Raw genomic sequence first — 24,462 nt, forward strand, 5'->3', positions numbered from 1 at the left:
ACCACTAGGGAGGTAAAGAGTATGACTCTTGTTAAAGTAAATCAAAGGCACTACCCTAAAGGGAATCTTACTCGTCGAGGAATGGCTTTAGCTATAGACTTTTTTAGTGCATGGTTACTGAGTTCTATGGTTAGAAGTAATGAAATTGGTATTCAATTTGCCCAAATTTTGGTGTTTGTTTTTGCTTGGTTAATTTTTCGCGTAGTCGTAGTTTACAACAATCAGGGACAAAGTTTAGGCCGTTGGGCATTTGATTTAAAGATCCTAGAAGTCGTAAATGGGGAAATAGTCAATAGAATCCCGCAATTTCAGACATTGTTGCTGCGAGAAGGGATTATTTGCTGTTCTAGCTTATTATTATCCATTTTCCTGGGGAATATCATCCTCAATCCCGCTGCTGTCGTCTTATTACTTCCTTTAATCATTGACGGGGGTGCGGCTTTATCTGATACTCAGATGCGTCAGGCTTTCCATGACCGCTTTTTGCGGACGGTTATAGTTTCTTCCCGTCGGGGTTATTCATTAGATATAAAAATTAAACGGTTGGTTGCAAAATTTCCCCGAAATATGAGATAATAACCATTTGTGTTAATTATCCTCCAGGCTTTACAGTTTGTAAGATTATGGCTAAAAGTAAAGGTGCGCGCATAATAGTGACACTAGAATGCACCGAGTGTCGGACAAATCCAGATAAACGTTCCCCTGGCGTATCTCGTTATACCAGCACTAAGAACCGTCGGAACACAACCAACCGTTTAGAACTGAAAAAGTTCTGTACCCACTGCAATAAACACACAGTTCACAAGGAAATTAAGTAAGAATGAGTTACTATCGTCGTCGCCTTTCTCCAATTAAGCCCGGAGATGCCATTGATTACAAAGATGTAGATTTGTTGCGGAAGTTTCTTACCGAACGTGGTAAGATTTTGCCTCGGAGAATCACTGGTTTAACCTGTCAGCAACAACGCGCTTTGACTACAGCCATTAAACGCGCCCGGATTGTGGCTTTGTTACCCTTCATTAACGCCGAAGGTTAAGAATATTTTGGATTTTGGATTTTGGATTATTTTCCAAGAAAGTAGCAGTTGCATGGAGATGCCCAGTTACTTTGGGTCCAAAATCTAAAATTTGATATTTGATGTTAGGAAATTGTCAAAAACATTTAATTAATTCATTCTCAAAAATGGTACGATATCGCTAAATTTGGGAATGAAATTGTCAAAGGTGATAGCATTCTGCATAGCAAATTATTAAATACAGCAGCAGTCAGGAGTCAGGAGTCAGGAGTCAGGAGTAAAACTGGGTTGCTGTCCGGTTCTGAATTTAGATCCTGTAGTTTATTAATCTGCAATCTGCTGTACAAGGATTAAATAACAGGTATTTGATCCAGAATCTCCAGTCTAAAAATCTAAAAATATTAAAGTGCGACAGTTGTGGATAAGGGGACGTTAGTTGAATTTAGGGTTCAAAGCGATCGCCGTCTAGGAGTAGTAGATCGTCCAGACGGTAAAACTCGTTGGTTTGTAGTAGATGAACGGGGTCAATCTCACAGTCTTGCACCTCGCCAATTTACCTACACAGTGAATGGACAAACCTATAAACCAGGGGAAATCGCTGACTTCTTAAGTCAAGTCCAACCTTATCTAGATCCATCAAGTCTAGAAATAGCGTGGGAATTACTCATTGAAGATGGGGAATCTGTCACTCCTAGCCAATTGGCAAATATATTGTTTTCGGAATCCACCCTTCCCCAGTGTTATGCAGCCCATTGTTTGTTATCGGAAGATAAACTCTATTTCAAACAAAAAGGTGATGCTTATGAACCCCGCAGCATGGCACAAGTAGCAGAACGCAAACACCAGATTGAAGTAGAATCCCAAAAAGCCAGGGGACAGCAGGAATTTTTAGCCCGTGTAGCACAGGCACTTCAGGGACAAGTAGTAGAATGGCAACGACTAGACCGCCAACGCTTAGAAGCCATAGAAAAATATGCGACTTTGCTGGCTGATGTTGTCATGCTCAAGGTGAATTACGACTCTTTAGCTCGTGCTTGTCCGCCTTCAGCCCCAGTATTAGAAACTATGAATATGCTGGGACGTTCTGCTACGCCCCAGGCGGCATTTCAACTTTTGATAGATTTGGGTTGGTGGACTTCCCATGAAAATCTGTTTCTGCGCCGTTCATCAATCTCCGTTCAATTTCCGCAAAAGGTATTAGAAGTGGCGCAAAAACGTTGGGATTTTCCTCCCACAGATTTGGACACAAACCGTCTTGATCTGACACATCTCAAGGTGTACACCATTGATGATGAAAGCACGACGGAAATAGACGATGGTTTGAGTTGGGAGGTATTACCAGATGGTAAGGAACGGTTATGGGTGCATATAGCTGACCCGACCCGGTTATTAATGCCAGATGATGAGTTGGATTTGGAAGCCAGAAAACGGGGGAGTACGGTGTATTTACCGACGGGGATGATTCCCATGTTTCCAGAGGTGTTGGCTACAGGTCCTATGAGTTTGGTACAGGGGAAGGTCTGTTGCGCCCTCAGCTTTGGGGTGATTTTAGACGCAGTTGGGGCGGTTGAAAATTATTGTATCCACACTGGTTTAATCAAGCCTACCTATCGTCTCACCTACGAGGATGTTGATGAGATGTTGGAGTTGGGAGTACAGGCTGAACCAGAAATTGAGGCGATCGCTAATTGGGCAAAAATCCGCAAAAATTGGCGTTATGGTCAAGGCGCTATCAGTATCAATATGCCCGAAGCCATGATCAAAGTCAAAGACGATGATATCAATATTGATGTTTTAGATGATTCCTCATCCCGGCAATTAGTCGCAGAAATGATGATTCTTGCTGGAGAAGTCGCCGCCCGTTATGGTCAAACCCATAATATCCCTCTCCCCTTTCGTGGTCAACCCCAACCAGAATTACCCCCAGACGAGGAATTACTGCAACTCCCCGCCGGTTTTGTCCGTTCCTGTGCCATGCGTCGCTGTATGCCTAAGAGCGAAATGAGCATTACACCAATGCGTCACGCTGGGCTGGGTTTAGATACATACACTCAAGCAACTTCACCTATTCGTCGTTATAGCGACTTACTCACCCACTTCCAACTGAAAGCACATTTACGCGGTGAAGGTTTACCTTTCTCTGCGGAACAACTCAAAGAAGTGATGATGACAGTCATGAGTACCACCCAAGAAGCAACAATGGTGGAACGACAAACAAATAGATATTACGCTTTAGAATATTTACGTCGTCATCCTGAACAAGTTTGGCAGGTAACGGTATTAATGTGGTTACGAGAAGATAGCAATTTAGCACTAATTTTATTAGAAGATTTGGGATTACAGTTGCCTATGTCCTTCCGGCGTTCTGTTAGTCTGGGAGAAAATTTATTAGTGAAAGTTAGTTTGGCTGACCCCCAAAAAGATATGATTCACTTCCAAGAAATTATGTATCAGGAAGCCCAATCAGTTACAAATTAGAGATAGCAGAGAATAAGGAATAGGGAACAAATCTTAATTCAATGCAGTTTCATCTTAGCTGGGCATTAGATACACCAATACAGTGAATCTTTACAGAAAAAACTAATCCTGATGTTAATTATGTTTTCTACCCAACGAGTGATTAATTGCCCAAATCCCGAATGTGATCAGCCTTTGAACTCCTTCGGAAATACGATTTGCGATCGCTGTCACACTCCCCTAATTTACCGCTATCTCTGGGCAACTGGCAACCAAGCCGCAGAAATTTCCCCAGAAACCAAGGTAGCAGACAGATATGAAGTCATCAAACCCCAAATTTGGCTAGATACCCAACCGGCACTATTACCAGAAATCCCCGCAGAACTACCAAATATTGTTATTCCCTACCTAAGCTTATACTCAGAACATTTGCATATACCCCAAGCCTATGGTTTTACCTCCTTAGCGGCAGTAGAAGGTGATATTCTTTTACTAGAAAATGCCCCCATAGATGAAACCGGTTGTATTTACCCGACAATTACCGACTCCTGGGAACAAGCATCTCCCGTCAGACAAATTTACTGGTTATGGCAAATTCTCCAATTGTGGACACCCTTATCAGCATTGGGAGTTGCCCAAAGTTTACTATTAGCAGATAATTTATGTGTGCAAGGTTGGTGTATTCGCTTATTAGAACTGCATCAAAACATAGGGCAACCGACTCTACAAGATTTAGGTAATTCTTGGCGCAATTGGGTGACAGGTGCAAAAACCACCAGTTCCTCAAAATTAGAAAGCATAGTTGAGTTAATGTGTCAACCGGAAAATGATTTAGAAATTATTAATACTCAACTCAATGAACTATTATTAACAACAGCCATAGAATTACCTTTATATTTAACTATAGCCGGGGGGACAGATCCAGGTCCCGTCATGAAACATAATGAAGATGCTTGTTATCCTAGTCATCCGAGGGACATAGATGATCAATTACAACCAAGACTAGCAATTATTTGTGATGGTATTGGTGGTCATGAAGGTGGTGAAGTTGCCAGTCAATTAGCTTTGCAGTCTCTCAAATTGCAAATGCGGGCTTTATTGGCAGAAATAGACGAACAAACAGAATTATTAACTCCTAACCTCTTATGTCAACAAATAGAGTCTTGTTTGCGAGTCGTTAATAATGTAGTATGGTCGCGCAACGACGAGCAGAAACGGCGGGGGAAGGAACGCATGGCGACAACCTTAGTTATGTCATTGCAAATCCCTCAAAAAAGAGAACAGTTAGAAAACTCCCACGAACTTTATTTAGCCTATGTTGGTGATAGTCGTGCTTATTGGATTACTCAAAATTATTGTCAACTGCTGACTGTGGACGATGATATGGTAAAACGAGAAGTTGGTTTAGGGAAAAGTTTATATCGTCAAGCATTGCAAATCCCAGAAGCCAAAGCCCTAACCCAAGCATTAGGCACAAAAGAAGCAGAATTTCTCAACTTTTCGGTTCAACGATTTATTATAGAGGAAGATGGGATTTTATTGCTGTGTTCCGATGGTTTAAGCGATCGCAATTTAGTCGCACAATCTTGGCAAGACTACGCAATTCCCGTACTTACAGGCGATTTAGACATAGCAGACGCTACCCAGGAATTAATTAAACTGGCTAACGAAAAGAATGGCCAAGATAATATATCTGTAGTCTTAACTCTTTGCCGGGTTGCCAAACCATCCTCAATGGCAATTATACCCGCACCGCCAGCAGAAATTATTCCGCCCCAACCCCTAGCTGTCCCTGAAGCAGAAGCATTAATTATAGCAGCCACTATAGAAACAGATTTAACAGCAAGTTCCCAAGCCTTGCTTGATTTAAGTCTGACAGAAGCACCTCTAAAACCATCTAGAAGTAAAGGTTTGGTACTATTAGCAGGATTATTAGTTTTATTATTGGGAAGTACCACAATCAGTTTATTTGCTTGGTGGCAATTATTACCCCAATCATTCTCACAAGTCTGCCGACAACTTCCGCAAAAGGTGCGAGAATTATGTCCAGGAAGGGAGTAGGTAGGGGGCAGGGGGCAGGGGAAAAGAAGATTCCAATTACTAATTACCAATTACCAATCATCTCAATAAGAAATATACAAGTTTGTTCTACAGCTTAATAGCGCAATGTGTTGTAAAATTGGGTTTGCCATTAAATCATGCTGAATTTTGCAGTCAAAATAGCTGTGGAGATGGTTTAGGAACAACAAAAGTTAGATACACAATATATTATGAAAATAGGCGATCGCGTGCGTGTTAAAGAATCAGTAGTAGTTTATCATCATCCCGAACATCGCGGTGATGCTTTTGACATCAAGGATGCAGAAGGGGAATTAGTGGCTATTGTCACCCAATGGCATGATAGACCTGTAAGTGCCAACTTTCCTTTTTTAGTCCAGTTTAGCAAAAAGTTTAAAGCCCATTTACGCGATTTTGAAATAGAAACCATTTAGTACCACAGGCGGAATTAAAAAATACCGTCCGTACCGTGTCGCCAATCCAAATTGCTACACGGATTAGTTCTATTATTGATGTGTGCGATGGTGCTGACTTGCCAGTTCGCCTTTTCGTGAAATTTCTAATATACGCTTTCACATGATTTAAGTCACTGGAAAGAAAGATATTAAGCTAAAAGATGAGTTCAACAATGTCTTCGTTTAGTCAAGTATGAGTCCTCTAATTCTTATACTCACCCAGATCATTCTCTTCCTCCTGGGACTACGAGTAATATTTTTGATACTTGATCAGGTAATAAATGCTTATAGGCGAGTTAGATTTTCACCAAATAAAAACCCGATTTGGATCATTAAAAACATTTTTCAACGGAGACTAAGGATTAAAACCTATACCAAAAATACCCACAATACATACAAAAATTCGAGGTTGTGGAAGCAACTACTTCGCAAACTCAATAATGAAAATACAACCGCCGAAAGACTAATCAACCATCTCATGATCAAACACCCTGGACAGTCTGACCGATGGTATCTTGAAAAGGCGATTTTCGATTTAGAACGGGATAAAGGAAGATATTAACTGAGATCAGGAAAATATTCCCAAAAATGCAAATGAATATTACTACCTGCAACCACAACCGCAGCCGCAAAATTATTTGCTGGTGTTAATTCTCTGAGACTCCAATCTCCTGAGACAAGTAATTTACTAGGTTGATTTGGTGTTAAATCTATTTCAATTTCTTCTAACTGTACTAAACCATCTCCTGTAGCTTTTAAATAAGCTTCTTTACAAGTCCAATAACGAAAAAATATTTGTTGTTGTTGGGCGGGAGAAAGTAGTCGCAGGTATTCATATTCTCTAGCAGAAAAGAATCTTTTCGCCAGACCTTCCAAATCAGACATAGTGCGAATATATTCTAAATCCACACCAATTTGATGTTGATAGCTTACCCCCAATAAAGCCAAATCTTGGGAATGAGATAAATTAAATAATAATCCCTGATCAGCAAATTTAGCCGCCAATAAAGGCTTACCACGCGGCTGATATTCAAATTCTACTTGTTTAGGGGCAATATCCAAATATTGCCCTAAAATGGTGCGGAGAGTGCCACGTCCAGCCATAAATCTTTGCCGGTGTTCAGGAAAATAAAACCTTTCAGCGCGAGCAATTTCATCACTAGATAAAGTTTCCCGAAAAGATTGTAATTGTAATTCATCAGAATTTAAATTAATGCGCCAAATATGCACATCATTTAATAACAAATCTAATTCTTTAGGTGCGGGTAGCCAATTCAAATTAAACACAATCGCTAATAATTAAACTGTAAAGATCCGGGAGACAAAATGTTTGATATAGCCGGGAAAATTAGGTATATTCTTTTTTCTTTCTAACTCCTAACTCCTAACTCCTTCTATCCACTCTAAAACACGATTCCACGCCCACCATTGATCAGGATCTTGGTATTGATTTTGACATTTTCTGCTACTCACATAACCAACATGACCACCGTAGCGAGTCAGTAATAAATCTATATCAGGATTTTTTCTAGCAGCAACTTCTAAATCAGGAATGATAGCCGGATCAAATAAAGGGTCATCAGCAGCATATAAAATAAAAGTTGGTTGAGATAATTTTGGTAATAATTCTAAACCACTGCTGGCTTGATAATAATCAGCAACCGTTGCAAAACCCAAACGGGGAATCACCAATTCTTCGTCAAATCCCCAAATACTGTTAGCCCTTGCAATCGCCTCTGGTTGAATAGATTCAGGATAAGCAGCATGGATTTTCCAGGCTAGTTTTTTCAATTCCTTAGCAATGCGAGACTCGACATATTTACCAAAAGGGTGTTTAACTAAATAGGTGAGCGATCGCAGCGAATCCAAACTTGGACAAATCACCGCCCCACCAGCAATGTCAATGTCTTTAGGTGCTAAATCCACAGCGGCTTTCACTCCCCACAAAGCCAACTGTCCCCCCAAAGAATAGCCTGTAAACCAAAATGGTGAAGGACAACCCATTTTCGCCGCAGCTTCGGCTATTTTCACAAAATCTTCCCCCTCATACAAACCATCCGAAGTCAATGTTGGTGATAATTCTGCGGTTTTACCATGCGCCCGCCAATCAAATAACACCACAGCATAGCCTTGGGCGTAAGCCTTGCGTCCCAAAATTCGTAAAAACCATTGCTGGTCCAACTCTCCAGTAATACCATAGGTGCCAACAATCGTACTATGGGCATTGGGAGGAATAGCAACCTGACCAAAAATTGGTACACCCTGACCCCCAGAGAAGATAACCTCGTGATATTTTGGTTCTGGATGAGTAATTTTACTCTCCCAATCCCGATTAGCCCATAAAGCCGTATAAGCCGTCATGGTCACGCCATTTTGCAAAAAACAGGGCGGTAAATATTCGTATTTATACATATTTATACATAAATAAGGGGTGGTATATTTTACAATGATTTGATTTTAATATTTATATTAGGTTTAACATATTTTTCATAATTAAGATGGTAATCTTTTTATATATCAAGGAAAACAAAGCCTTATGGTTTGCTTGATTATCCCATCATCCCTCACTCAACTTTTTCCCAAAATCAGCGTAGCGAAATTTTGGTAGTTGGGAGAGAGTCAATTATCGTTAAATAAAGTAGTTATAATTTTTTAAGAATGCCGAGGATTCTTGTCATAGACGATGACCCAGCGATTTCAGAACTTGTTGCCGTCAACTTGGAAATGGCGGGCTACGATGTTAGTCAAGCTGAAGATGGCATTAAAGGTCAGGCTCTGGCTCTCCAGCTACAACCCGACTTAATTATGCTTGATCTGATGTTACCTAGAGTAGATGGATTTACAGTTTGCCAACGCTTACGTCGGGATGAACGGACTGCCGAGATTCCTATCTTGATGTTAACTGCTTTAAGCCAAACCCATGACAAAGTGGAAGGGTTTAATGCTGGTGCAGACGACTATCTGACCAAACCCTTTGAGCTAGAGGAATTGTTAGCGCGAGTACGGGCTTTATTGAGACGCACTGACAGGATTCCCCAAGCAGCAAAACACAGCGAAATTCTCAACTATGGACCGATTACCCTCGTTCCCGAAAGATTTGAGGCTATCTGGTTCAAAGCAACGGTGAAACTGACTCATTTAGAGTTTGAGTTACTCCACTGTTTGCTGCAACGTCATGGACAAACTGTTTCCCCTAGCGAAATCCTTAGAGAAGTCTGGGGTTATGATCCTGATGATGACATTGAAACTATTCGCGTGCATATTCGCCACTTGAGAACTAAACTCGAACCTGATCCTCGTCATCCACGCTACATTAAAACCGTTTACGGTGCAGGATATTGTCTGGAATTACCTAGTCTACCTCCGGGAATGGAGGAAACTATGGCTACAGTAGTTGAGTAACAGGGAACGGGGGACAGGGAACAGGGGACAGGGAACAATTTTAGCTTTATTCAGCAAGCCCTAAGTATAGATTACTCAGGCGATCGCTCTCCCAACCAAGAATAGGGTAATGCAGAAATATTACCGCCAATATTTTCATGTCAAATAGAAGGAAAAGGAGGATTATCTTTTACTGCATTTAACCGTTTATTCTTGATTCTGATAAGAAATAACTTCAAGGTATATTGTGCTTACGCACTACACCCTAAAGGCATGATTAAAAAAATTAATTTTTTCTTCAAGATTACTCGAAAGTGCCACAAATGCTCAAAAAACCACACCTAAGAGAGATTCATTTATCATCTACGTAGTTTTTATTACATAAAAATTGATAATTCCAATACTTCTCCTCAACATAAAAAAATGTATATTGTTTAAATCTAGCACAGTAGGAAACATCAAGGCAGAAACAAGGTAACGGTGAAAGATAAATTTACTTCTTTCTACCCTTGTCGTCTAAAAATTTCATCTTGATGTTTCTCTTTTTTAATAATTTGTAAATCGTTGATTTTTATCAAAATCTTATCTGATTAATTATTCTTAAATCCAGCAATATTTACTTAAGTAAAGTATAAATTTTACATAAAAACCCCATACAATAAAAAGAGCATGACTTACGCAATTGGCACATTGGTAGGGTGCGTCAGATATCAACAATACGTGAGTTCGACATAACGATAATTTGTGGAAAACCCACCCCACGTAGGAGTCTCAAGCCCTTATTCTCTCGTTGAAAAAATCATAACTCCGTTCGCGTAGCGTCTCCGAAGGAGAAACTCCGAACTCCGAACTCACGTAACAATCTGTTTATTTGCAGGATTTACGCAGTAGTAAAGCCCCCTACAACTCTTGCGTAAGTCCTAGAGATTTTTACTTTTTCTATGGCAAGCTGGTAGTCAAAGAGGTTATGGATTTAAAAAATGTCGTCTTTAGAAATCAAGCTACCAATTCATGAAACTTTTCAAAGTACGGTTCAGGGAGAAGGATACTGGACTGGTTGCTTAGTAGACTTTATTCGCTTATCTGGTTGTCCAGTTGCTTGTCCTTGGTGTGATACGGGTTATGCTGACCCAAGAGCAAATTTACCCCGAATAGAACGTCCTATTGCTGAACTTCTAGGGGAAATAAAATCTCCCAGAGTGGTAATAACTGGTGGAGAACCATTTATTCATAAGCATTTACCGGAATTAGTACAAGCTTTGTTAGTTGCAGATAAGTTGGTTAGCATTGAAACATCAGGCTCTTTTTGGCAAGAAGTTTCCCCCGCTGCTTGGATTACTCTATCTCCCAAAGAACATCTTAACGCTAAATACCCGGTGCAAAGTCAGTTTTGGAGTCGAGCTAATGAAGTTAAGATAATCATAGAAACTGGGAGAGAAATTGATTTTTATGAAAAATATCTATCTACTCACCCTAATTTGCTTGTCTACTTACAACCTGAGTGGAACAGTTCGTCGAAATCACTACCGCTGATTTTCCAGATATTACAACAAAAACCTGACTATAGACTATCTTTACAAACACACAAGTATATCGGGGTACAATGACTAATCAGCAGTGGCTACTAGCTAAAGAATTCCGCTTTGAAGCAGCACATAAATTGCCTTACCATGATGGTAAATGTTCCCGGCTGCATGGACATAGTTGGCGTGGAGTTGTTTATGTAGCTGGTGATAGATTAGTAACAGAAGGTGCTAAACAGGGTATGGTCATGGACTATTCAGAAATTAAAAAATATCTCCAACCCTTGCTTGAGAATTATTTAGATCACTATTATTTAAATGAATCTCTGGGTTTAGAATCACCAACTAGTGAGGCGATCGCTGCTTGGATTTATGATAAATTAGAACAAGCAGGATTAGCAGGGTTAACAGCAGTCAGAATTGATGAAACTTGTACTTCTATTTGCTTATACTCTAAAAATCGCATATCTGGCTGGTTGAATTCTGGTGAAAGTATAAATTTACTTCCCTGAATTTAATTTTGAAAACTCTTACCTTGGCGTGAAAATAATTCATATTTAAATAATTCAACGTCTATCACTCTTGCGCTCCAGCTTGTCTTAACATATTACAAATACCACGATAATTATTAAATTCGGCAATCATTAAGGCTGTGTAACCCCCTTGATTTTTTAAATTGACATCTGCCCCAGCTTGTAATAGCATTGCCACTGCTTGACTATAACCTTCTGCTACAGCTAACATTAAAGCAGTTGCGCCGACGGAGTTTTGCAGATTCACATTTGCTCCTGTTTCTAATAGTAATTGAAATATTTCGGGATAGTTGGCAGCTATGGCTTTAACTAAAGCGGTTTTACCATCATCTGCTAATTTATTAATATCTGCTCCATGTTTAAGTAATAGTTTCACTGTTTGCAAATGTCCTTGAGATACTGCTAAGGTAAGCGCAACTTCGCCGAAGTTTTTCTTTTCCATATCTGCTCCTGCGTCTAGTAAAACTGCTACTATGTCGCTATATCCCTGGAATGCAGCTATTAGTAGGGGTGTATCTCCCAAATGATTTCTAATTTGCACATCTGCCCCTCGTTGGATTAATATTTTGACTACATCTATATATTCTTCGACAACGGCAAGATGTAAGGCTGTTTCACCTTCTTTATCTTGATGATTAATTTCCGCACCCGCATCTAATAAAGCGGTGATAATAGCAGTATTTCCCGTTGCTGTGGCTGCTAATAATGCTGTTCCATGATCAACGTTTTTAATGTTAACATCAGCACCAGATGATAACAATGCTTGGACTATTTCTAAATAGCCTAAATCTGCGGCCATGATTAATCCTGTATCACCTTCTGGATCTTGGCTATTGACAATATGGTTATTTTGTGATAATGCTTTAACTACTGTTGGATGTTTGTGTTTTATGGCCAGTTTGAACGCGGTATCATCATCTTTGTCGGTAATGCTGATGTCAGCAGCGGCGGCTAATAAAATTTGTACAATCTCAAGATGACCTTTCAGTGCTGCTATCATTAACGCGGTACTACCATCATCGTTGGTAGCATTGACATTTGCTCCTTGAGAGACTAACAATTTGACAACATCTATTTGATTAGCACTAGCAGCCAGCATTAGTGCTGTTAAATTATAGGTTTTTCTGGTTAAGTTAATGTTAGCACCGGCATCCAAGAGCGATCGCACAATTTCTGCATAACCTAAATTCGCCGCAAACATCAATGCTGTAGTTCCATTTATATCGCTAATATCCACATTAGCACCGTCGGACAGCAGCGTAAATACTCCCTGCATATCCCCAGCTTTCACAGCCTTCAACAACGAAGTACCTTGATTTTCTATCATTTGGTTAGATCCTGGTTCGGTAGATGTGACTGATTCCAACTCCAGATTACACTTTGGCCAGATGGAAAAATTTCTCCGGAAGAAAAATCAATGTATGCTAAGTTTTATGAAGATTTAATAATTGGAAGTAAAAAATATGGCTTTTGAACTAACTCCAACAATCAGATTCTGGTTGAACTTCGCTCACCCAGTTACTATGTGGGTACTATTAGCACTTTCCTTGTATGCTGCATATTTAGGATTACAAGTACAGCGTACCAGAAATGCTCAGGGAGAAGCAAAGAAAGAACTAATTAAAGGGCGTTATACCATCAAACATCACCAAATTGGCTCTATTATGTTAGCTCTGATGGTGGCAGGTTCAATCGGTGGCATGGCTGTCACCTACATTAATAATGGTAAGTTGTTTGTCGGACCCCATCTATTAGCCGGATTAGGAATGACAGGTTTAATAGCTTTTTCCGCATCTCTATCTCCTTTCATGCAAAAAGGCGCAAATTGGGCGCGGATAACTCATATATTGTTAAATTCTGCCATTTTGGGGCTTTTCATCTGGCAAGCACTCTCTGGTGTCGAAATCATCCAAAGAATTCTCACGAAAGCTTAGATTGTCAGTTGTCAGTTGTTCGTTGTCAGTCCTTAGATAACCAACCCTGGCGACTAGAAGTCGCGGCTATACAGACGAAACCCACCTGCGTGGGTTTGAAACCTTTGATTTCTCATTAGTCCACGTAGGTGGACTTTGCTTGTGTAGTAGCGACTTCTAGTCGCCATCAACTTTTAAAACATCCTCTACGGAATTTCATCAGGATTAACACCGATAGATTTTAGATAAGCCGCTAATTTTTCTTTTTGTTGGCGCTCCTGGTCTGCCCTTCGCTGTTCCTCATCTGCCCTTCGCTGTTGCTCATCCGCTCGTTCATTGCCAGTCAACAACATCTCACCATCTCCAGTCCACCAACGTAACCAGGGTATTTCCGTATCTTGTTGAACCCCCAACTCCACCCCCATTGGTGGAATCGGATAATGCCCTCGTTCATTAGCTGGCATTTTCTCATACTTACCATCTACAAGATGATAGACCTCAACCGATGATTTTTCTACCTCGTAAATAGCATAAAAAGGAATGCGAATTGCTTGTTCATATACCCAAAATTTACCAGCTTTCTTTGGTTCTCCAGTTTGTTCATCAATATCATATAATGATGTCCTGTCTCTTTCTTCTGAACCATCACCAGAGACAAATTCAATGGCAATTAATGGAGCAACAATTTCCTTCCACATTACATAAGAACGACGATATACTCCTGCTAATAAAGGAGAAACATGGGGAACATAAAACCAATCCGGCGCTTCTGCGCCTCTAACTGGTGGTTCTGTGATTCGCCAATAAATACCGCTATCCTGTCCAATACAATATCGTCCGTCAGGGTGTAGTTTTTGTAAAATTGGTTCTATAGAAGTTGTGAGAATTATACTTTGGGGTAGTTCCTGAAAATTTTTCACAAAAGTTCCATCTGAATCTGGCAGTTGTGTATGGTCGGGGAGTGTGATTTGATCGTGTTCAGATGTAGTTGGTGGTGCAATGATTGGTTTTGTTAATACCATAGCAACTTCATCGCCTTAATTTGTTTTTCTTAGTTTAACATAGTCCTAACCGCAAATTTCTACGATGTGACAAAAAGCAATAGCGTAAGCACTGCTGCAAGTAGATCCCATCTTATTGAAGCAAGTAGAGAGCGCTTTTTTTCAAGACATCTATGGGATTTCGTCAGGATTAATACCCAAGGTTTTCAGGTACCCTGCCAGTTTTTCCTTTTGTTGTCGTTCTTGAAGAGCGATCGCTTCAGCTTCTTCTTTAGCAGCACGTTCTTGTTGAATCAATTCTTGAGCATTGTCAGCCTGTTCCTCAGCAGTGGGATACCTCATCCCAGAGCGATCATACCAATAAACCCACTCTCGTTGCCAACCGCCTTGATTTCCCTGCTCACAACCAATTCCTGGTAACAGAGCAACCGATGGGACTAATTCATACTTGCTATCTACCAATTTATAAACTTCTAAAGACTGATATTTTTTATACAATCCTCTTCTTCCACTCAAGGGATTGTAAATCAAATAATATAAAATCCCTAAATCTTGGTACTCTAACAACTTGCTATCATATTCGCCATTATATTTATGAGAAACTACTTCTAATACCAAAATTGGTAATACTTTTTCTTCCCATAATAAATAACTTAATCTACCCCCTTCATTTTTGACTCTCTCCACTCCTAAAGCTAAAAATCCATCGGGAACAATTGATTTAGATTTTGCTGGTTCTTCTGTGTTTGGTTCATAGTAAACACACATATCTACTCCCCAGAACCAATCTTGGCGATCGCCCCAAATCCATTTCAATAAATTTAACAATAGATTGGGAATATCATTTTGGAGTTCATTATCCACTGGGGTTTCGTCGCTGTCGGGTAAGTCTTCTGCTGTGGGCAGATTTTGATATTCATAAGATCTTGTAACCATAGCTTTTTGGCCTGTTACTTTCGCTCCTATCATATTAACTCATTTAGCGATCGCCTCTGCGGGAAATTACTCCTTAATGGCAACCCAGCTAATCCCAATACTTTAACCATTGATGCTACATCTAAATCTTTTTTGGAAATTAACCCACTGATAACAATACCTTAGACTGTTATTACCTGTGTTTCTTGTGCGGAAAAGGTATATTCAGAGATTGATGAAAATCTCTTTGTACCTTGTGTGTGAGACGACGGGAAACTTGACGGACAATTTGATTCAGGATGCGATCGCCTGTAGACTGAATTAACGAATAGGGTAATCGCTGAATAAATCTGGGAAACTGCAACTCAACCACCAAATCCAACTCCCATTCTACCCGCGTCACCCCATCTAAATTACCTATCAATCGTGTTGATGATTTATAATCTACCTCATAACCAGGTGACTGATAATCAGGTACCGGAATAGTTCGGATTTGGAATTGATGATCTTGGTATTTTAATAACTCCAAGCCAATCTTCGGTTCTACATCGTAACCAAAAGCACCAAACTTACCCACCGCCAAAGCATAACTATTTTCCCCTATCCGGCTCACCTTCATCGGTTCTGCACAACGACCAAACCAGGAAGAGTGAGTATTAAAATACTCCTCTACCTGCTCCACCGGAGCATACATTTTCATAGCATCTTGATAATTACCATAAAATTTAGCTGCACTTAGATAAGCTTCTTGTTTTTCAGTCTCATCTGCTACTTCCCATGCTTGGTATTTACTATTGTTTGTAACCATAAATTTGTTTTTTGTATATTTTAAAGTTTGTCTATATTCATCATTCCCGCTTCAGGGAAGCTTTTTCGCACCAAAATTCAATGTTCACAAAAATTTCAACAAGTTGTCATTAACTTTACACAAACAGCATGAACTGATTATGTACAGTCAGTCAACAACGAGAAAAATGGTAAATTTAGGTGTCACCAATTCACAGTCATTCAATAATTGATATTGTAGCTAAATACCGAAATACCGTCATCATAGCAGTATTACTGAGCTTATCAAGCTTCTGAAATAAAAAAGTTAACTTTTTCTTATTAGTCCCAAGAAACAACTACAAGGAGTTAAATTCTGAAAAACTTTGAACTTAAAGGTGTAGAAAAACTCATCGCTCCCATCGCCTCACTTTTGGGCTTTGTGTACCTGTTTCAGTGGTATATTTTTGGGGATATACAATTATCCCCCGAACCTATATTTACCAGAAAACAGCCTCCCCTAGTCATGAAAGGTGGAGACCCTTATATTCGGGCATTAATGCGAACAATATCCGCCAGCGAAGCCAGTGGTAATCGTCCCTACTCTCTCTTATATGGTGGTGAACAAGTTAATGATCTCAGCCGTCATCCTCAAAAATGTGTCACCATAGTCACAGGTCCGAATACAGGCAACTGTTCCACAGCCGCAGGTAGATATCAAATTATTAATACTACGTGGTATCACATTGCTCCCCGTTATCATCCAAACCCCACCAAAATGATGTTTTGGACTAATTATAGTTTTGAAGCCGAATATCAGGATGTCGTAGTTTACCGTTGGTTAAATGATGCAAAAGTTTGGGGTGTAAATATCCCTAAGCTATTACAGCAACAAAAATTAAATGACGTTCTCCGAAAACTCTCCCCCACATGGACAAGTTTAGGATACGGGATAGAAAATAATTCTGTTAGTAGTTCCTTACCCAAAATTTACCAGCAAGTCCTCAAAGAAGAATTCAAGCAAAATAACCAAACTAAAAGGACAAGATAAGTCATCAAACTCTTCCCTGTTCCCTGTTCCCTGTTCCCTGTTCCCTCATCTCAACCAGTAATTTAAATACGCGATAGCTTAGAACAATTAGCTCAATTTACAATAACTTTGCTCTTCACTTTAGCTGATACAGGCATAAATACCTTTGCCTGAATAGGCTTTAGCACTTGCAACCCAGTTAAATTTTGCCAACAATCCAAAGCAGCTTCCCGAATCACTACTTCTTGTTCCTGGCTCAGTAATAGTTGTAAACATTCCCCAATATCTTCCTGCATTGCTGTATCAACTTGCTGACGGGTAATCAGTTTATTGAGTTGACGGATAGAAAGCAAACGTTTTAAAGAATCCTTTGCCGTTAAATTGTTCAATAATTTATCAAGATAATCTTCCTCTCGATTTCCTTGAAAACTGAATATTTGCCACACCAGCAAAATTAAAGTTAATAGCGTTCCCAAACCTTGAACAATAGCACCAGCAGCCAACCAATGACTAGGAGCATCAACCCAAATAGCTGAAGCCATGTAAGTTATCACAGTCGCAATACCACCACTAGCGATCGCATAAGCTAACCTACTATTAGTGCTACTCATCAACTTACGTATTTCTAACCAGCGCAATTGCCAATTCCATTTTTGCACTGAATAAGTAAATACCATCATTCCAATACCCACCACCAGAGCTAACAGCAATTGCCAACTCCAAAGTAGCATAGCCACAATAATTGTCAATAATCCCAACAAAACACCAGGTTCAGAGAAATGTTTAAAAACCTGATGTTTGGGAATCTTGATCTGAATTTCTGAAACTTGATTCATCAATTGTCGCCAAGAAGACGAAGCCTGTGCCACAGTATTTACCTACTTGATTACAAAATTATAAATAGATAGTTTTTACCAATTTCGAGGATGAAATCAGGAGAATTTCACCCTTAAACCAAATGCTATTTATCCTGCAATCGAATATCAATTACAGACGCATTAAAGTTATAGTTAAAACCTTCTAATTCAAAAGGCATTCCAATTTTCACTTTGCTATTACCAAGAACAGGCCCATCCTTAGTAACTGTAGCTTTTCCTTCTAAAGTCAGGAGAAAATCCGTACTAAAGTTAATTTTTCTGGGATCTGGTAATTCTTTCACAGAACCATCTGGTTGACCAATTGTCAGTGTTCTCTCTAACTGCTCAACCGATTTAATCCCAATCTGACCATAGGGTTGATTACGGATAATCACATTAGTTTTACCACCTTTTGTAAATCCTTCTTTAATTAATTGTTGAGGATTACGAATATTCAGTCCACGTACCAGTAAGTCTACCTCAATGGGTACTGTTTTCGCACCGACTTGAGCCACAGACCCAGAAGTACCAGGGAAAATAAAGATACCCACTATCACCAGCAAAATTACTAATGCAGCCCCTAAATCTAATAGGTTAATTTTACCGAACAAGCGACCTTTAGAATCTAAAATAGCCATAATCAGGTTTGGATAAGTTGCAGTTGAGTTTTCAGCTAAGTAATTGATCGTACTGACAAGTTTTTTCCAGTGATTCACAATCTTGATCACTGCATCAGAATTGACAGAAACTAGACATTATGGTTATGCGACAGTTTATCATGATTGCAGGAGCTTCAGGATCATAGTAGCAGTAAGTTATTTGAATTGACTATTTGCCCTATCTGGAGTTGAAAATGCAACTTAGTAACCTGAAAATTCGTCCTCTGATTTTAAGTTGTTACACCAATCTCATATAACTGAATCATGATTAACTCGCAAGGAATTTGGACAAATTATCGTTTGTGGCAGCGGCGCTGTTTGTATCCGTTCATTTCTGTAAGTGTTGCTGTGATGATTTGCTTAGGTACACCATTATTAAGTAAAGCTATAGGTTTTGGCGATCTGATCCGTATAGTCCCACAAGTCACCCAAATATTGAACCTATCTAATATATCTGATCGCCAGGAAGTTGATCTGGGTCAGCAAATGAACCAAGAAATACAGCAAGAAGTCAGAATTTCTCGTAATTCACAACTAAACAGTTATGTTGAACAAATCGGTAGACGTTTAGCAGCTAATAGCACTCGTCCAAACATTCCTTATACTTTTCAAGTAGTCGAAGATCCTGCTGTTAATGCCTTTGCAACCGCCGGTGGTTTTATTTATGTGAATACAGGTTTGTTAAAAACAGCAGACAATGAAGCCGAATTTGCCAGTGTATTAGCTCATGAGATGGGACATATCGAAGGCAAACATTTAATTAAACAAATGAGACAACGAGCTATAGCTAGTGGTGTAGCTTCAGTATCAGGTTTAGATAAAAGTAAAGCCGTAGGCATTGGTGTGCAACTCGCCCTGAATCTTCCCCGTAGTCGCCAGGACGAATTTGATGCTGATAAAAGAGGATTAGCAAACATCACCCGCACTGGTTATGCTCAGTCAGCAATGGTTTCTTTCATGAAAAAGCTACAAGGAAGTAGTTCCGTACCTGCATTTTTAAGTACACATCCAGGAGCCAGCGATCGCGTAATCTCTCTGCAAAATCAGATTAACAATCAACCCAGCCGTCAAAACTATGGCTTAGATAATCCCGTTTATCAAAGCAAAATGAGAGCATTTTTGCCATAATTATTCTCGTTTTCTATGACGGCGGCTACCTGCGAACTCTTGTGGCTGCACAATTGTCATTACCTCTTCCCAGACCATAGTCCGTACAGACCTATTGAACACATTGGCCTGATAAACCAACTTATTCGTAATATCCAGCCCCGTCAACCAACCACTACGGGGATGATAAGCACCAGTATCAATATCTAACCATCCCTGCCCCTGCGCCAAATTACCAGGAGCCACACCGGGTAAAGTAAAAGTTATAGTATGACCAACTATAATCAACTTATCTGCAAAATATGGTTGCTCTATCCGATGGAACTCATCCCTAATCCAGCATAGTTCTTCCGCCGTCTGTTCTTGCACACTCTTTTTTGGATCAACACCTGCGTGAGTTAACCAAACATCTCCCAAATCTAAATATGTGGGTAAACTCTCAAACCAATCTAGATGTTGTTTCGGAATTGTTGCCGATTGGTAACTAGCAATGGTAGCCTGTCCTCCACTATATAACCACGTTTGCATATTTGTAGACGCACCATTCTTACCAGTCATTATATTCAATAACATCTGCTCATGATTACCTAGCAAACAATGGTAATCATTTTCTTTAACAAACTCAACAACATCGGCACTTTTTGGACCACGATCAATTAAGTCTCCCAAAAAATATACTTGATCCTCTGATGTGGGGGCTATTTTCTCCAACAGCAACATCAAACATTCATAGTGTCCATGTACATCACCAATAACAACCCTGCGTTGACTAATTTCGCTCATTTGCTTCTAGCTTACATGAATTAACTGAATATCTCGACTACACGTTTATTGATCTAATTTCGTTTAAAAGGTCAAGAAAACTTGACTAAGTTATGATTTCTTTAATAATTATGCAGACATTTGGTTAACTTGCCAAGTTCCCATATAAATAATTACTAACACCCAGGACTCTGATTATACATCAATTTTCATACTTCAGTAGGCTTGTCCTCAGCAACAAAATATAACAAGCATCAGTTTTTAATCTTCATCTTGCAATAACCATAAACCACTATAAGTCATTCCCGAATCATCTGGTTGCACCAATAAAAAATGCAATCCCCGACTTAGTTGTTTTCTCTCTTGATACAATTTACCCGCAGCAGTCACCTCCTCATCAGTAAAAGTCGCCAACACCCACCTATCTACTAAACCAGCTTCTAATACTAACCCATCAGGCGCACCAGCGATGTAGTTTAATGAAACGGGCTGACTTTCCTTTAACCATTGCGCCAACCGCATAGATTTTCTCCCACCATAAATCACTACACCAGGTATAGGTACTGTTGAAGCCAAACCCAGATTAATTGGTTTGAGAAATTCTGGTATTTGCAAAAAAGGAATTGGCCGTTCTGCAAACTCATCCACAATATCACCCGATGGAATCGTCGCAAACCGCCATTCTTCCCCCCATAGATTTTCCGATAATGGTAATGGAGGTAGTTTATCTACAATTACAGGATATTGTTTCGCTGCTAACCACTGTTTTAGAGCCAAAGTTCTCCGAGTAGCTTCAACCCGAATTCCTAAATTATTTGCCGCAATTGTCATTAAACTTAAAGACTGAGGCCGAAATACTTGAATTAAATCTGGTAACTTGTCCTTACCCGCTAATTGTAATTGTTGGACAAGCCAAGTAGAATTAGCCTGGGACTGGAGACAACTTGCTGTAAACTCAAAACTGCGAGTTTCATCACAAACTAATAACTCCCATAGCATTTGCCCTTCAACATTTTGTAGCGGACTACGATAAAAATCGGCCTGCCAAATCAGACTCATTCCCTACTCCATAAAAATTAAACAACTCAAAAGTGAATATAGCAAATTTAGTTTTTGACTAAATTTCTGGCAAATTCTATCGCTGCTTCTACTGTAGAAATTTTCCCCTCAGCTTGAGCAACACCAACCTCCATTAATAATTCACCTACCAGTGGTGAAGCGGGAATGTTTAACGCCCTCATCATTTCCTTACCATTGAGTAAAGGAATAGGGTGTGCAACCACATCGTTTTTGTCAAGATAACGCTTAATTAAAGGTTCATATATAAATAGCATACTTTCGTCAAACATTCCCCTAGCTACAATATCATTGGCTAAAGCTAATACCAACACAGCCGGAAATAAAATTCCCATTTCCCGAAACAGAAAATACTGTTTTCGCAAAGGCTTATGTATCGCCTTTATTTCCGAAAACATTCTTAATCCCGTTATCACGGCCCGAATTTCTGCCCGACTATAGGTAAGTTCCTGTAATTCAACTTCGGCAATTTCCGGGTTTAAGTCCACAAGACAAGCCAGTTTAGCAGTAGTTAACCAAGAAGTTTTCACAGTTTCTCGCACATAATTGCCTAATTCTTCTCCTAACTCCTGCCAACATTGGCTAATTAAAGCAGCAGCTTGATCAACAGCAGCCAACTTAATAAAACTTTTATCAGTTGCGTTCTTAAAGAAACTAGTCAAAACACCATCTTTCCAAGCAGTATTTAACCAAAATGTCCCTTGAGAACTTGCCAGTAAATAACCAATTTCCACCCGCACTCTTTCCGCCGCTACCTGACTAATACTGGTTGCTAAACTGCGAATTGTTTCTTGAGTAGCTGATTCAATAGTAAACCCAAGTTGGGCAGCTTGACGATAAGCCCGCATTAACCGCAAAGGATCATTTTGTAGATTTACAGGTGATATCATCCGTAACAGTTCAGACTCTATATCCTTACAGCCGTCCAATGGATCAATAATTTCTTGAGTATGGGGATTATAGGCGATCGCATTAATAGTAAAATCCCTTCTATGCAAATCCGTAATTAAACTTTCCCCCTCCTGTTGAGCAAAATCAGCCGTAGCATCAGGAAACACCACACGGGCAATTCTTCTTTCAGCATCAAGTAACACAAAACCAGCTTGATAACGTTGAGCAATCTTCCTCGCCACCTTCACCGCATCCCCTGGAATAATAAAATCTAAATCTACATATTCCCGAACCCTACCCAAAATCGCATCACGTACCGCACCACCCACCATATAAACAGGTTGTGGCAAATATTCCAGACTAAAAGGCCAATTTTTGGCAGCTAAACGAGCAGCAACTAATTTATCCATTGTCATAAAAATCAACCTAGTAACTAATGCCGATTATTTTGCATTAAGCTACATTAACTATAAAGCTTCCCAAAGTTGGTTCTATTATGTGTATTTGCGTGAATTGCCACTATGTAGACCGCTGCGTCACCTACAACGCCGTAGAAACCCAGCACCAACAGCCTCACCTGACAGAAACACCAGATTTTGACCCCAACGAACCTGCCATCAACGTCAATATTCGCACACAAGGCGAAATAATTGAAATGGAATGGGATGTTGTCGGTTGTCTCAGCTTCAAACAAGAAACAGGTAAATGGTCTAAATTGCGTCCAGGTGAATTAGTCCCCACCTAATTAGACTAAACTCTGAGATGTTGCTGAGTATTTACAGCCAAAATCAGCAACACAAATTCTGACAAACTCCATTAACTTCCAATTATTCTCTTTCTTTCCTTCTTTATTCGTGTCCTTCGCTTCTTCGTGGTTCAATCACATTTAATTGGTATTTTCCAGCGGCAAAAGAGTAAAAGCCCAAAATTAAGGTGATTTCACCTTTAACTTCTGAATTATGCTGTATTATTTAGCAGAAAAATACATTTGCATTTACCTTGACAACCATAATCAAACATATCTTACCGGATAAATACGCTTTAGCATTGCACACCACCACACCAGAACTCGGTTTAGCAATTAGCAACTTTGCAGACTATCCCCAATCTCAAGTTTGGAACTTAGGGCGTGACCTATCCAGTCACATTCATCAATATCTAGTTGAAGTAATTAAACCACGAACCTGGGCAGACCTAGAACTTATCGCCGTAGCCCAAGGACCTGGTGGTTTCACAGGAACTCGCATCGGAGTCGTCACCGCACGCACACTATCACAACAGCTAAACATTCCAGTATTTACAGTTTCCACCCTAGCCGCAGTAGCTTGGCAAGCCCATAAATCCCAAAAAAACTGCCAACATCCCATAATTGCCGTAGAAATGCCAGCACAACGGGGACAAATTTTTGGTGCTATTTATCAACCTAACCCTGATAATTCGGGCATTACAGCCCTATTATCAGATACATTATTCACCCCGTCTGCATGGCAAGAAACCCTAACTAATTGGCATACCAATCAGTTAATATCAGCCACATCTCACTTAGCAGCCACCGTCAACAGCATTTTGGAATTAGCCTATTTAGATTGGCAGCAAGGAAAAAATCCCCATTGGTCAGAAGCTCTACCTTATTATGGGCAACACCCAGTAGATATTTGAAATTATCGAAATCCCGTTAACCCTTGCCATATAAAGTCTTTAGCCTAAAATCACCCCCTGATTTTACCCCCTCCCAAAAATATTTTGCAAAACCCTTGACAGAAATAGAAAGAATTGATAGATTAAATAAGTGCCGAGAGGAGAGACAAACCCCGGCAACTGAACCGAGAAAAAATAATACTTTGAAAGAATAGATTAAACCAATCCTCGTCTTTAAGATAATTTTCAGAGGATTCGAGATTTTAACTAATTTCGGAGCCAACAAACTCGAAAGAAACAAAATGGAGAGTTTGATCCTGGCTCAGGATGAACGCTGGCGGTATGCTTAACACATGCAAGTCGAACGGTCTTTTCGGAGATAGTGGCGGACGGGTGAGTAACGCGTAAGAATCTACCTTCAGGTT

At 39.8% G+C, this 24,462-nt stretch carries 25 protein-coding genes and 1 rRNA gene; 15 read left to right on the plus strand and 11 right to left on the minus strand.

Going from position 1 to position 24,462, the window contains the following annotated elements; all coding sequences use genetic code 11:
* Nucleotides 1-21 precede the first annotated feature (21 nt).
* The 6 genes from IQ226_RS11240 to IQ226_RS11265 all read left to right on the plus strand — a co-directional run bounded on the left by IQ226_RS11240 (nucleotide 22) and on the right by IQ226_RS11265 (nucleotide 5,964).
* The gene (locus tag IQ226_RS11240; protein ID WP_193895392.1) at nucleotides 22-576 is read left to right on the plus strand and encodes an RDD family protein; all 555 of its coding nucleotides are present in this window, start codon (nucleotides 22-24) and stop codon (nucleotides 574-576) included.
* 47 nt (nucleotides 577-623) lie between these two features.
* Nucleotides 624-818 carry a 50S ribosomal protein L33 gene (gene rpmG, locus IQ226_RS11245; RefSeq protein ID WP_010998585.1) on the plus strand — a complete coding sequence of 65 codons (195 nt, stop codon included), beginning with the start codon at nucleotides 624-626 and terminating at the stop codon, nucleotides 816-818.
* Between the two features lie 2 nt (nucleotides 819-820).
* Entirely contained in the window at nucleotides 821-1,036 is a 216-nt protein-coding gene (gene rpsR, locus IQ226_RS11250) for a 30S ribosomal protein S18 (RefSeq protein ID WP_168644988.1), read from the plus strand.
* 396 nt (nucleotides 1,037-1,432) lie between these two features.
* Nucleotides 1,433-3,493, plus strand: coding sequence for a ribonuclease R family protein (locus IQ226_RS11255; protein WP_193895394.1), 2,061 nt, complete (start codon nucleotides 1,433-1,435; stop codon nucleotides 3,491-3,493).
* 120 nt (nucleotides 3,494-3,613) lie between these two features.
* A complete protein-coding gene (locus IQ226_RS11260) occupies nucleotides 3,614-5,533 on the plus strand; it encodes a protein phosphatase 2C domain-containing protein (RefSeq protein ID WP_193895396.1) in 1,920 nt (639 codons plus the stop codon).
* Nucleotides 5,534-5,742: 209 nt separating this feature from the next.
* The gene (locus tag IQ226_RS11265) at nucleotides 5,743-5,964 is read left to right on the plus strand and encodes a ferredoxin-thioredoxin reductase variable chain (protein ID WP_193895398.1); all 222 of its coding nucleotides are present in this window, start codon (nucleotides 5,743-5,745) and stop codon (nucleotides 5,962-5,964) included.
* Between the two features lie 579 nt (nucleotides 5,965-6,543).
* Here IQ226_RS11265 and hetI read toward each other — a convergent pair.
* Nucleotides 6,544-7,272: a 4'-phosphopantetheinyl transferase HetI gene (gene hetI / locus IQ226_RS11270; RefSeq protein WP_193895400.1), complete on the minus strand. Its 729-nt coding sequence runs from the start codon at nucleotides 7,270-7,272 to the stop codon at nucleotides 6,544-6,546.
* Nucleotides 7,273-7,362: 90 nt separating this feature from the next.
* Entirely contained in the window at nucleotides 7,363-8,397 is a 1,035-nt protein-coding gene (locus IQ226_RS11275) for a YheT family hydrolase (protein WP_193895402.1), read from the minus strand.
* Nucleotides 8,398-8,643: 246 nt separating this feature from the next.
* Between IQ226_RS11275 and IQ226_RS11280 the strand changes: the two genes are divergently transcribed.
* The 3 genes from IQ226_RS11280 (at nucleotide 8,644) to queD (ending at nucleotide 11,401) form a co-directional block, all read left to right on the plus strand.
* Entirely contained in the window at nucleotides 8,644-9,387 is a 744-nt protein-coding gene (locus IQ226_RS11280) for a response regulator transcription factor (RefSeq protein WP_193895404.1), read from the plus strand.
* 959 nt (nucleotides 9,388-10,346) lie between these two features.
* The gene (locus IQ226_RS11285; protein ID WP_193895406.1) at nucleotides 10,347-10,973 is read left to right on the plus strand and encodes a 7-carboxy-7-deazaguanine synthase QueE; all 627 of its coding nucleotides are present in this window, start codon (nucleotides 10,347-10,349) and stop codon (nucleotides 10,971-10,973) included.
* A complete protein-coding gene (queD, locus tag IQ226_RS11290) occupies nucleotides 10,970-11,401 on the plus strand; it encodes a 6-carboxytetrahydropterin synthase QueD (protein ID WP_053537665.1) in 432 nt (143 codons plus the stop codon). Before IQ226_RS11285 ends, queD begins: the two co-directional genes overlap by 4 nt.
* 64 nt (nucleotides 11,402-11,465) lie before the next feature.
* On the opposite strand, the gene IQ226_RS11295 is transcribed toward queD, so the two are convergent.
* The gene (locus IQ226_RS11295; RefSeq protein ID WP_193895407.1) at nucleotides 11,466-12,749 is read right to left on the minus strand and encodes an ankyrin repeat domain-containing protein; all 1,284 of its coding nucleotides are present in this window, start codon (nucleotides 12,747-12,749) and stop codon (nucleotides 11,466-11,468) included.
* Between the two features lie 136 nt (nucleotides 12,750-12,885).
* Between IQ226_RS11295 and IQ226_RS11300 the strand changes: the two genes are divergently transcribed.
* Nucleotides 12,886-13,356, plus strand: coding sequence for a DUF4079 domain-containing protein (locus IQ226_RS11300; RefSeq protein ID WP_193895409.1), 471 nt, complete (start codon nucleotides 12,886-12,888; stop codon nucleotides 13,354-13,356).
* 185 nt (nucleotides 13,357-13,541) lie between these two features.
* On the opposite strand, the gene IQ226_RS11305 is transcribed toward IQ226_RS11300, so the two are convergent.
* From IQ226_RS11305 to IQ226_RS11315, 3 genes are all read right to left on the minus strand, one after another.
* Nucleotides 13,542-14,357, minus strand: coding sequence for a Uma2 family endonuclease (locus IQ226_RS11305; RefSeq protein ID WP_193895411.1), 816 nt, complete (start codon nucleotides 14,355-14,357; stop codon nucleotides 13,542-13,544).
* Between the two features lie 150 nt (nucleotides 14,358-14,507).
* The gene (locus tag IQ226_RS11310) at nucleotides 14,508-15,272 is read right to left on the minus strand and encodes a Uma2 family endonuclease (protein WP_193895413.1); all 765 of its coding nucleotides are present in this window, start codon (nucleotides 15,270-15,272) and stop codon (nucleotides 14,508-14,510) included.
* Between the two features lie 172 nt (nucleotides 15,273-15,444).
* On the minus strand, nucleotides 15,445-16,059 hold the full coding sequence (locus tag IQ226_RS11315; RefSeq protein ID WP_193895415.1) for a DUF1997 domain-containing protein: 615 nt from the start codon (nucleotides 16,057-16,059) through the stop codon (nucleotides 15,445-15,447).
* 330 nt (nucleotides 16,060-16,389) lie between these two features.
* Between IQ226_RS11315 and IQ226_RS11320 the strand changes: the two genes are divergently transcribed.
* The gene (locus IQ226_RS11320) at nucleotides 16,390-17,067 is read left to right on the plus strand and encodes a glycoside hydrolase family protein (protein ID WP_193895431.1); all 678 of its coding nucleotides are present in this window, start codon (nucleotides 16,390-16,392) and stop codon (nucleotides 17,065-17,067) included.
* 92 nt (nucleotides 17,068-17,159) lie between these two features.
* Here the strand turns inward: IQ226_RS11320 and IQ226_RS11325 are convergent, their stop codons facing one another.
* Together IQ226_RS11325 and IQ226_RS11330 are read right to left on the minus strand one after the other, a co-directional pair.
* Nucleotides 17,160-17,915: an armadillo-type fold-containing protein gene (locus IQ226_RS11325; protein ID WP_193895417.1), complete on the minus strand. Its 756-nt coding sequence runs from the start codon at nucleotides 17,913-17,915 to the stop codon at nucleotides 17,160-17,162.
* A gap of 92 nt (nucleotides 17,916-18,007) precedes the next feature.
* Nucleotides 18,008-18,541, minus strand: a complete 534-nt coding sequence (locus tag IQ226_RS11330) for a DUF4330 domain-containing protein (protein ID WP_193895419.1) — start codon at nucleotides 18,539-18,541, stop codon at nucleotides 18,008-18,010.
* A 285-nt stretch (nucleotides 18,542-18,826) separates the two neighbouring features.
* On the opposite strand from IQ226_RS11330, the gene IQ226_RS11335 reads away from it, so the two are divergent.
* Nucleotides 18,827-19,690 (plus strand): M48 family metallopeptidase, encoded by an 864-nt coding sequence (locus IQ226_RS11335; protein WP_193895421.1) that lies wholly within the window; start codon nucleotides 18,827-18,829, stop codon nucleotides 19,688-19,690.
* Here IQ226_RS11335 and IQ226_RS11340 read toward each other — a convergent pair whose 3' ends face one another.
* The 3 genes from IQ226_RS11340 to IQ226_RS11350 form a co-directional block, all read right to left on the minus strand.
* Nucleotides 19,691-20,452, minus strand: coding sequence for a metallophosphoesterase family protein (locus tag IQ226_RS11340; protein ID WP_193895422.1), 762 nt, complete (start codon nucleotides 20,450-20,452; stop codon nucleotides 19,691-19,693).
* Between the two features lie 240 nt (nucleotides 20,453-20,692).
* Nucleotides 20,693-21,490 carry a Tab2/Atab2 family RNA-binding protein gene (locus tag IQ226_RS11345; RefSeq protein ID WP_193895424.1) on the minus strand — a complete coding sequence of 266 codons (798 nt, stop codon included), beginning with the start codon at nucleotides 21,488-21,490 and terminating at the stop codon, nucleotides 20,693-20,695.
* Between the two features lie 47 nt (nucleotides 21,491-21,537).
* A complete protein-coding gene (locus IQ226_RS11350) occupies nucleotides 21,538-22,809 on the minus strand; it encodes a CCA tRNA nucleotidyltransferase (protein WP_370567121.1) in 1,272 nt (423 codons plus the stop codon).
* 86 nt (nucleotides 22,810-22,895) lie between these two features.
* On the opposite strand from IQ226_RS11350, the gene IQ226_RS11355 reads away from it, so the two are divergent.
* From IQ226_RS11355 to IQ226_RS11365, 3 genes are all read left to right on the plus strand, one after another.
* Nucleotides 22,896-23,144, plus strand: a complete 249-nt coding sequence (locus tag IQ226_RS11355; RefSeq protein WP_193895427.1) for a Ycf34 family protein — start codon at nucleotides 22,896-22,898, stop codon at nucleotides 23,142-23,144.
* A 254-nt stretch (nucleotides 23,145-23,398) separates the two neighbouring features.
* Nucleotides 23,399-24,058 (plus strand): tRNA (adenosine(37)-N6)-threonylcarbamoyltransferase complex dimerization subunit type 1 TsaB, encoded by a 660-nt coding sequence (gene tsaB, locus IQ226_RS11360; protein ID WP_193895428.1) that lies wholly within the window; start codon nucleotides 23,399-23,401, stop codon nucleotides 24,056-24,058.
* A gap of 278 nt (nucleotides 24,059-24,336) precedes the next feature.
* Nucleotides 24,337-24,462, plus strand: a 16S ribosomal RNA gene (locus IQ226_RS11365); the annotation flags it as partial.

It is taken from the genome of Dolichospermum sp. LEGE 00240, from assembly GCF_015207875.1.
GTDB classification, from domain to species: domain Bacteria; phylum Cyanobacteriota; class Cyanobacteriia; order Cyanobacteriales; family Nostocaceae; genus Dolichospermum; species Dolichospermum gracile.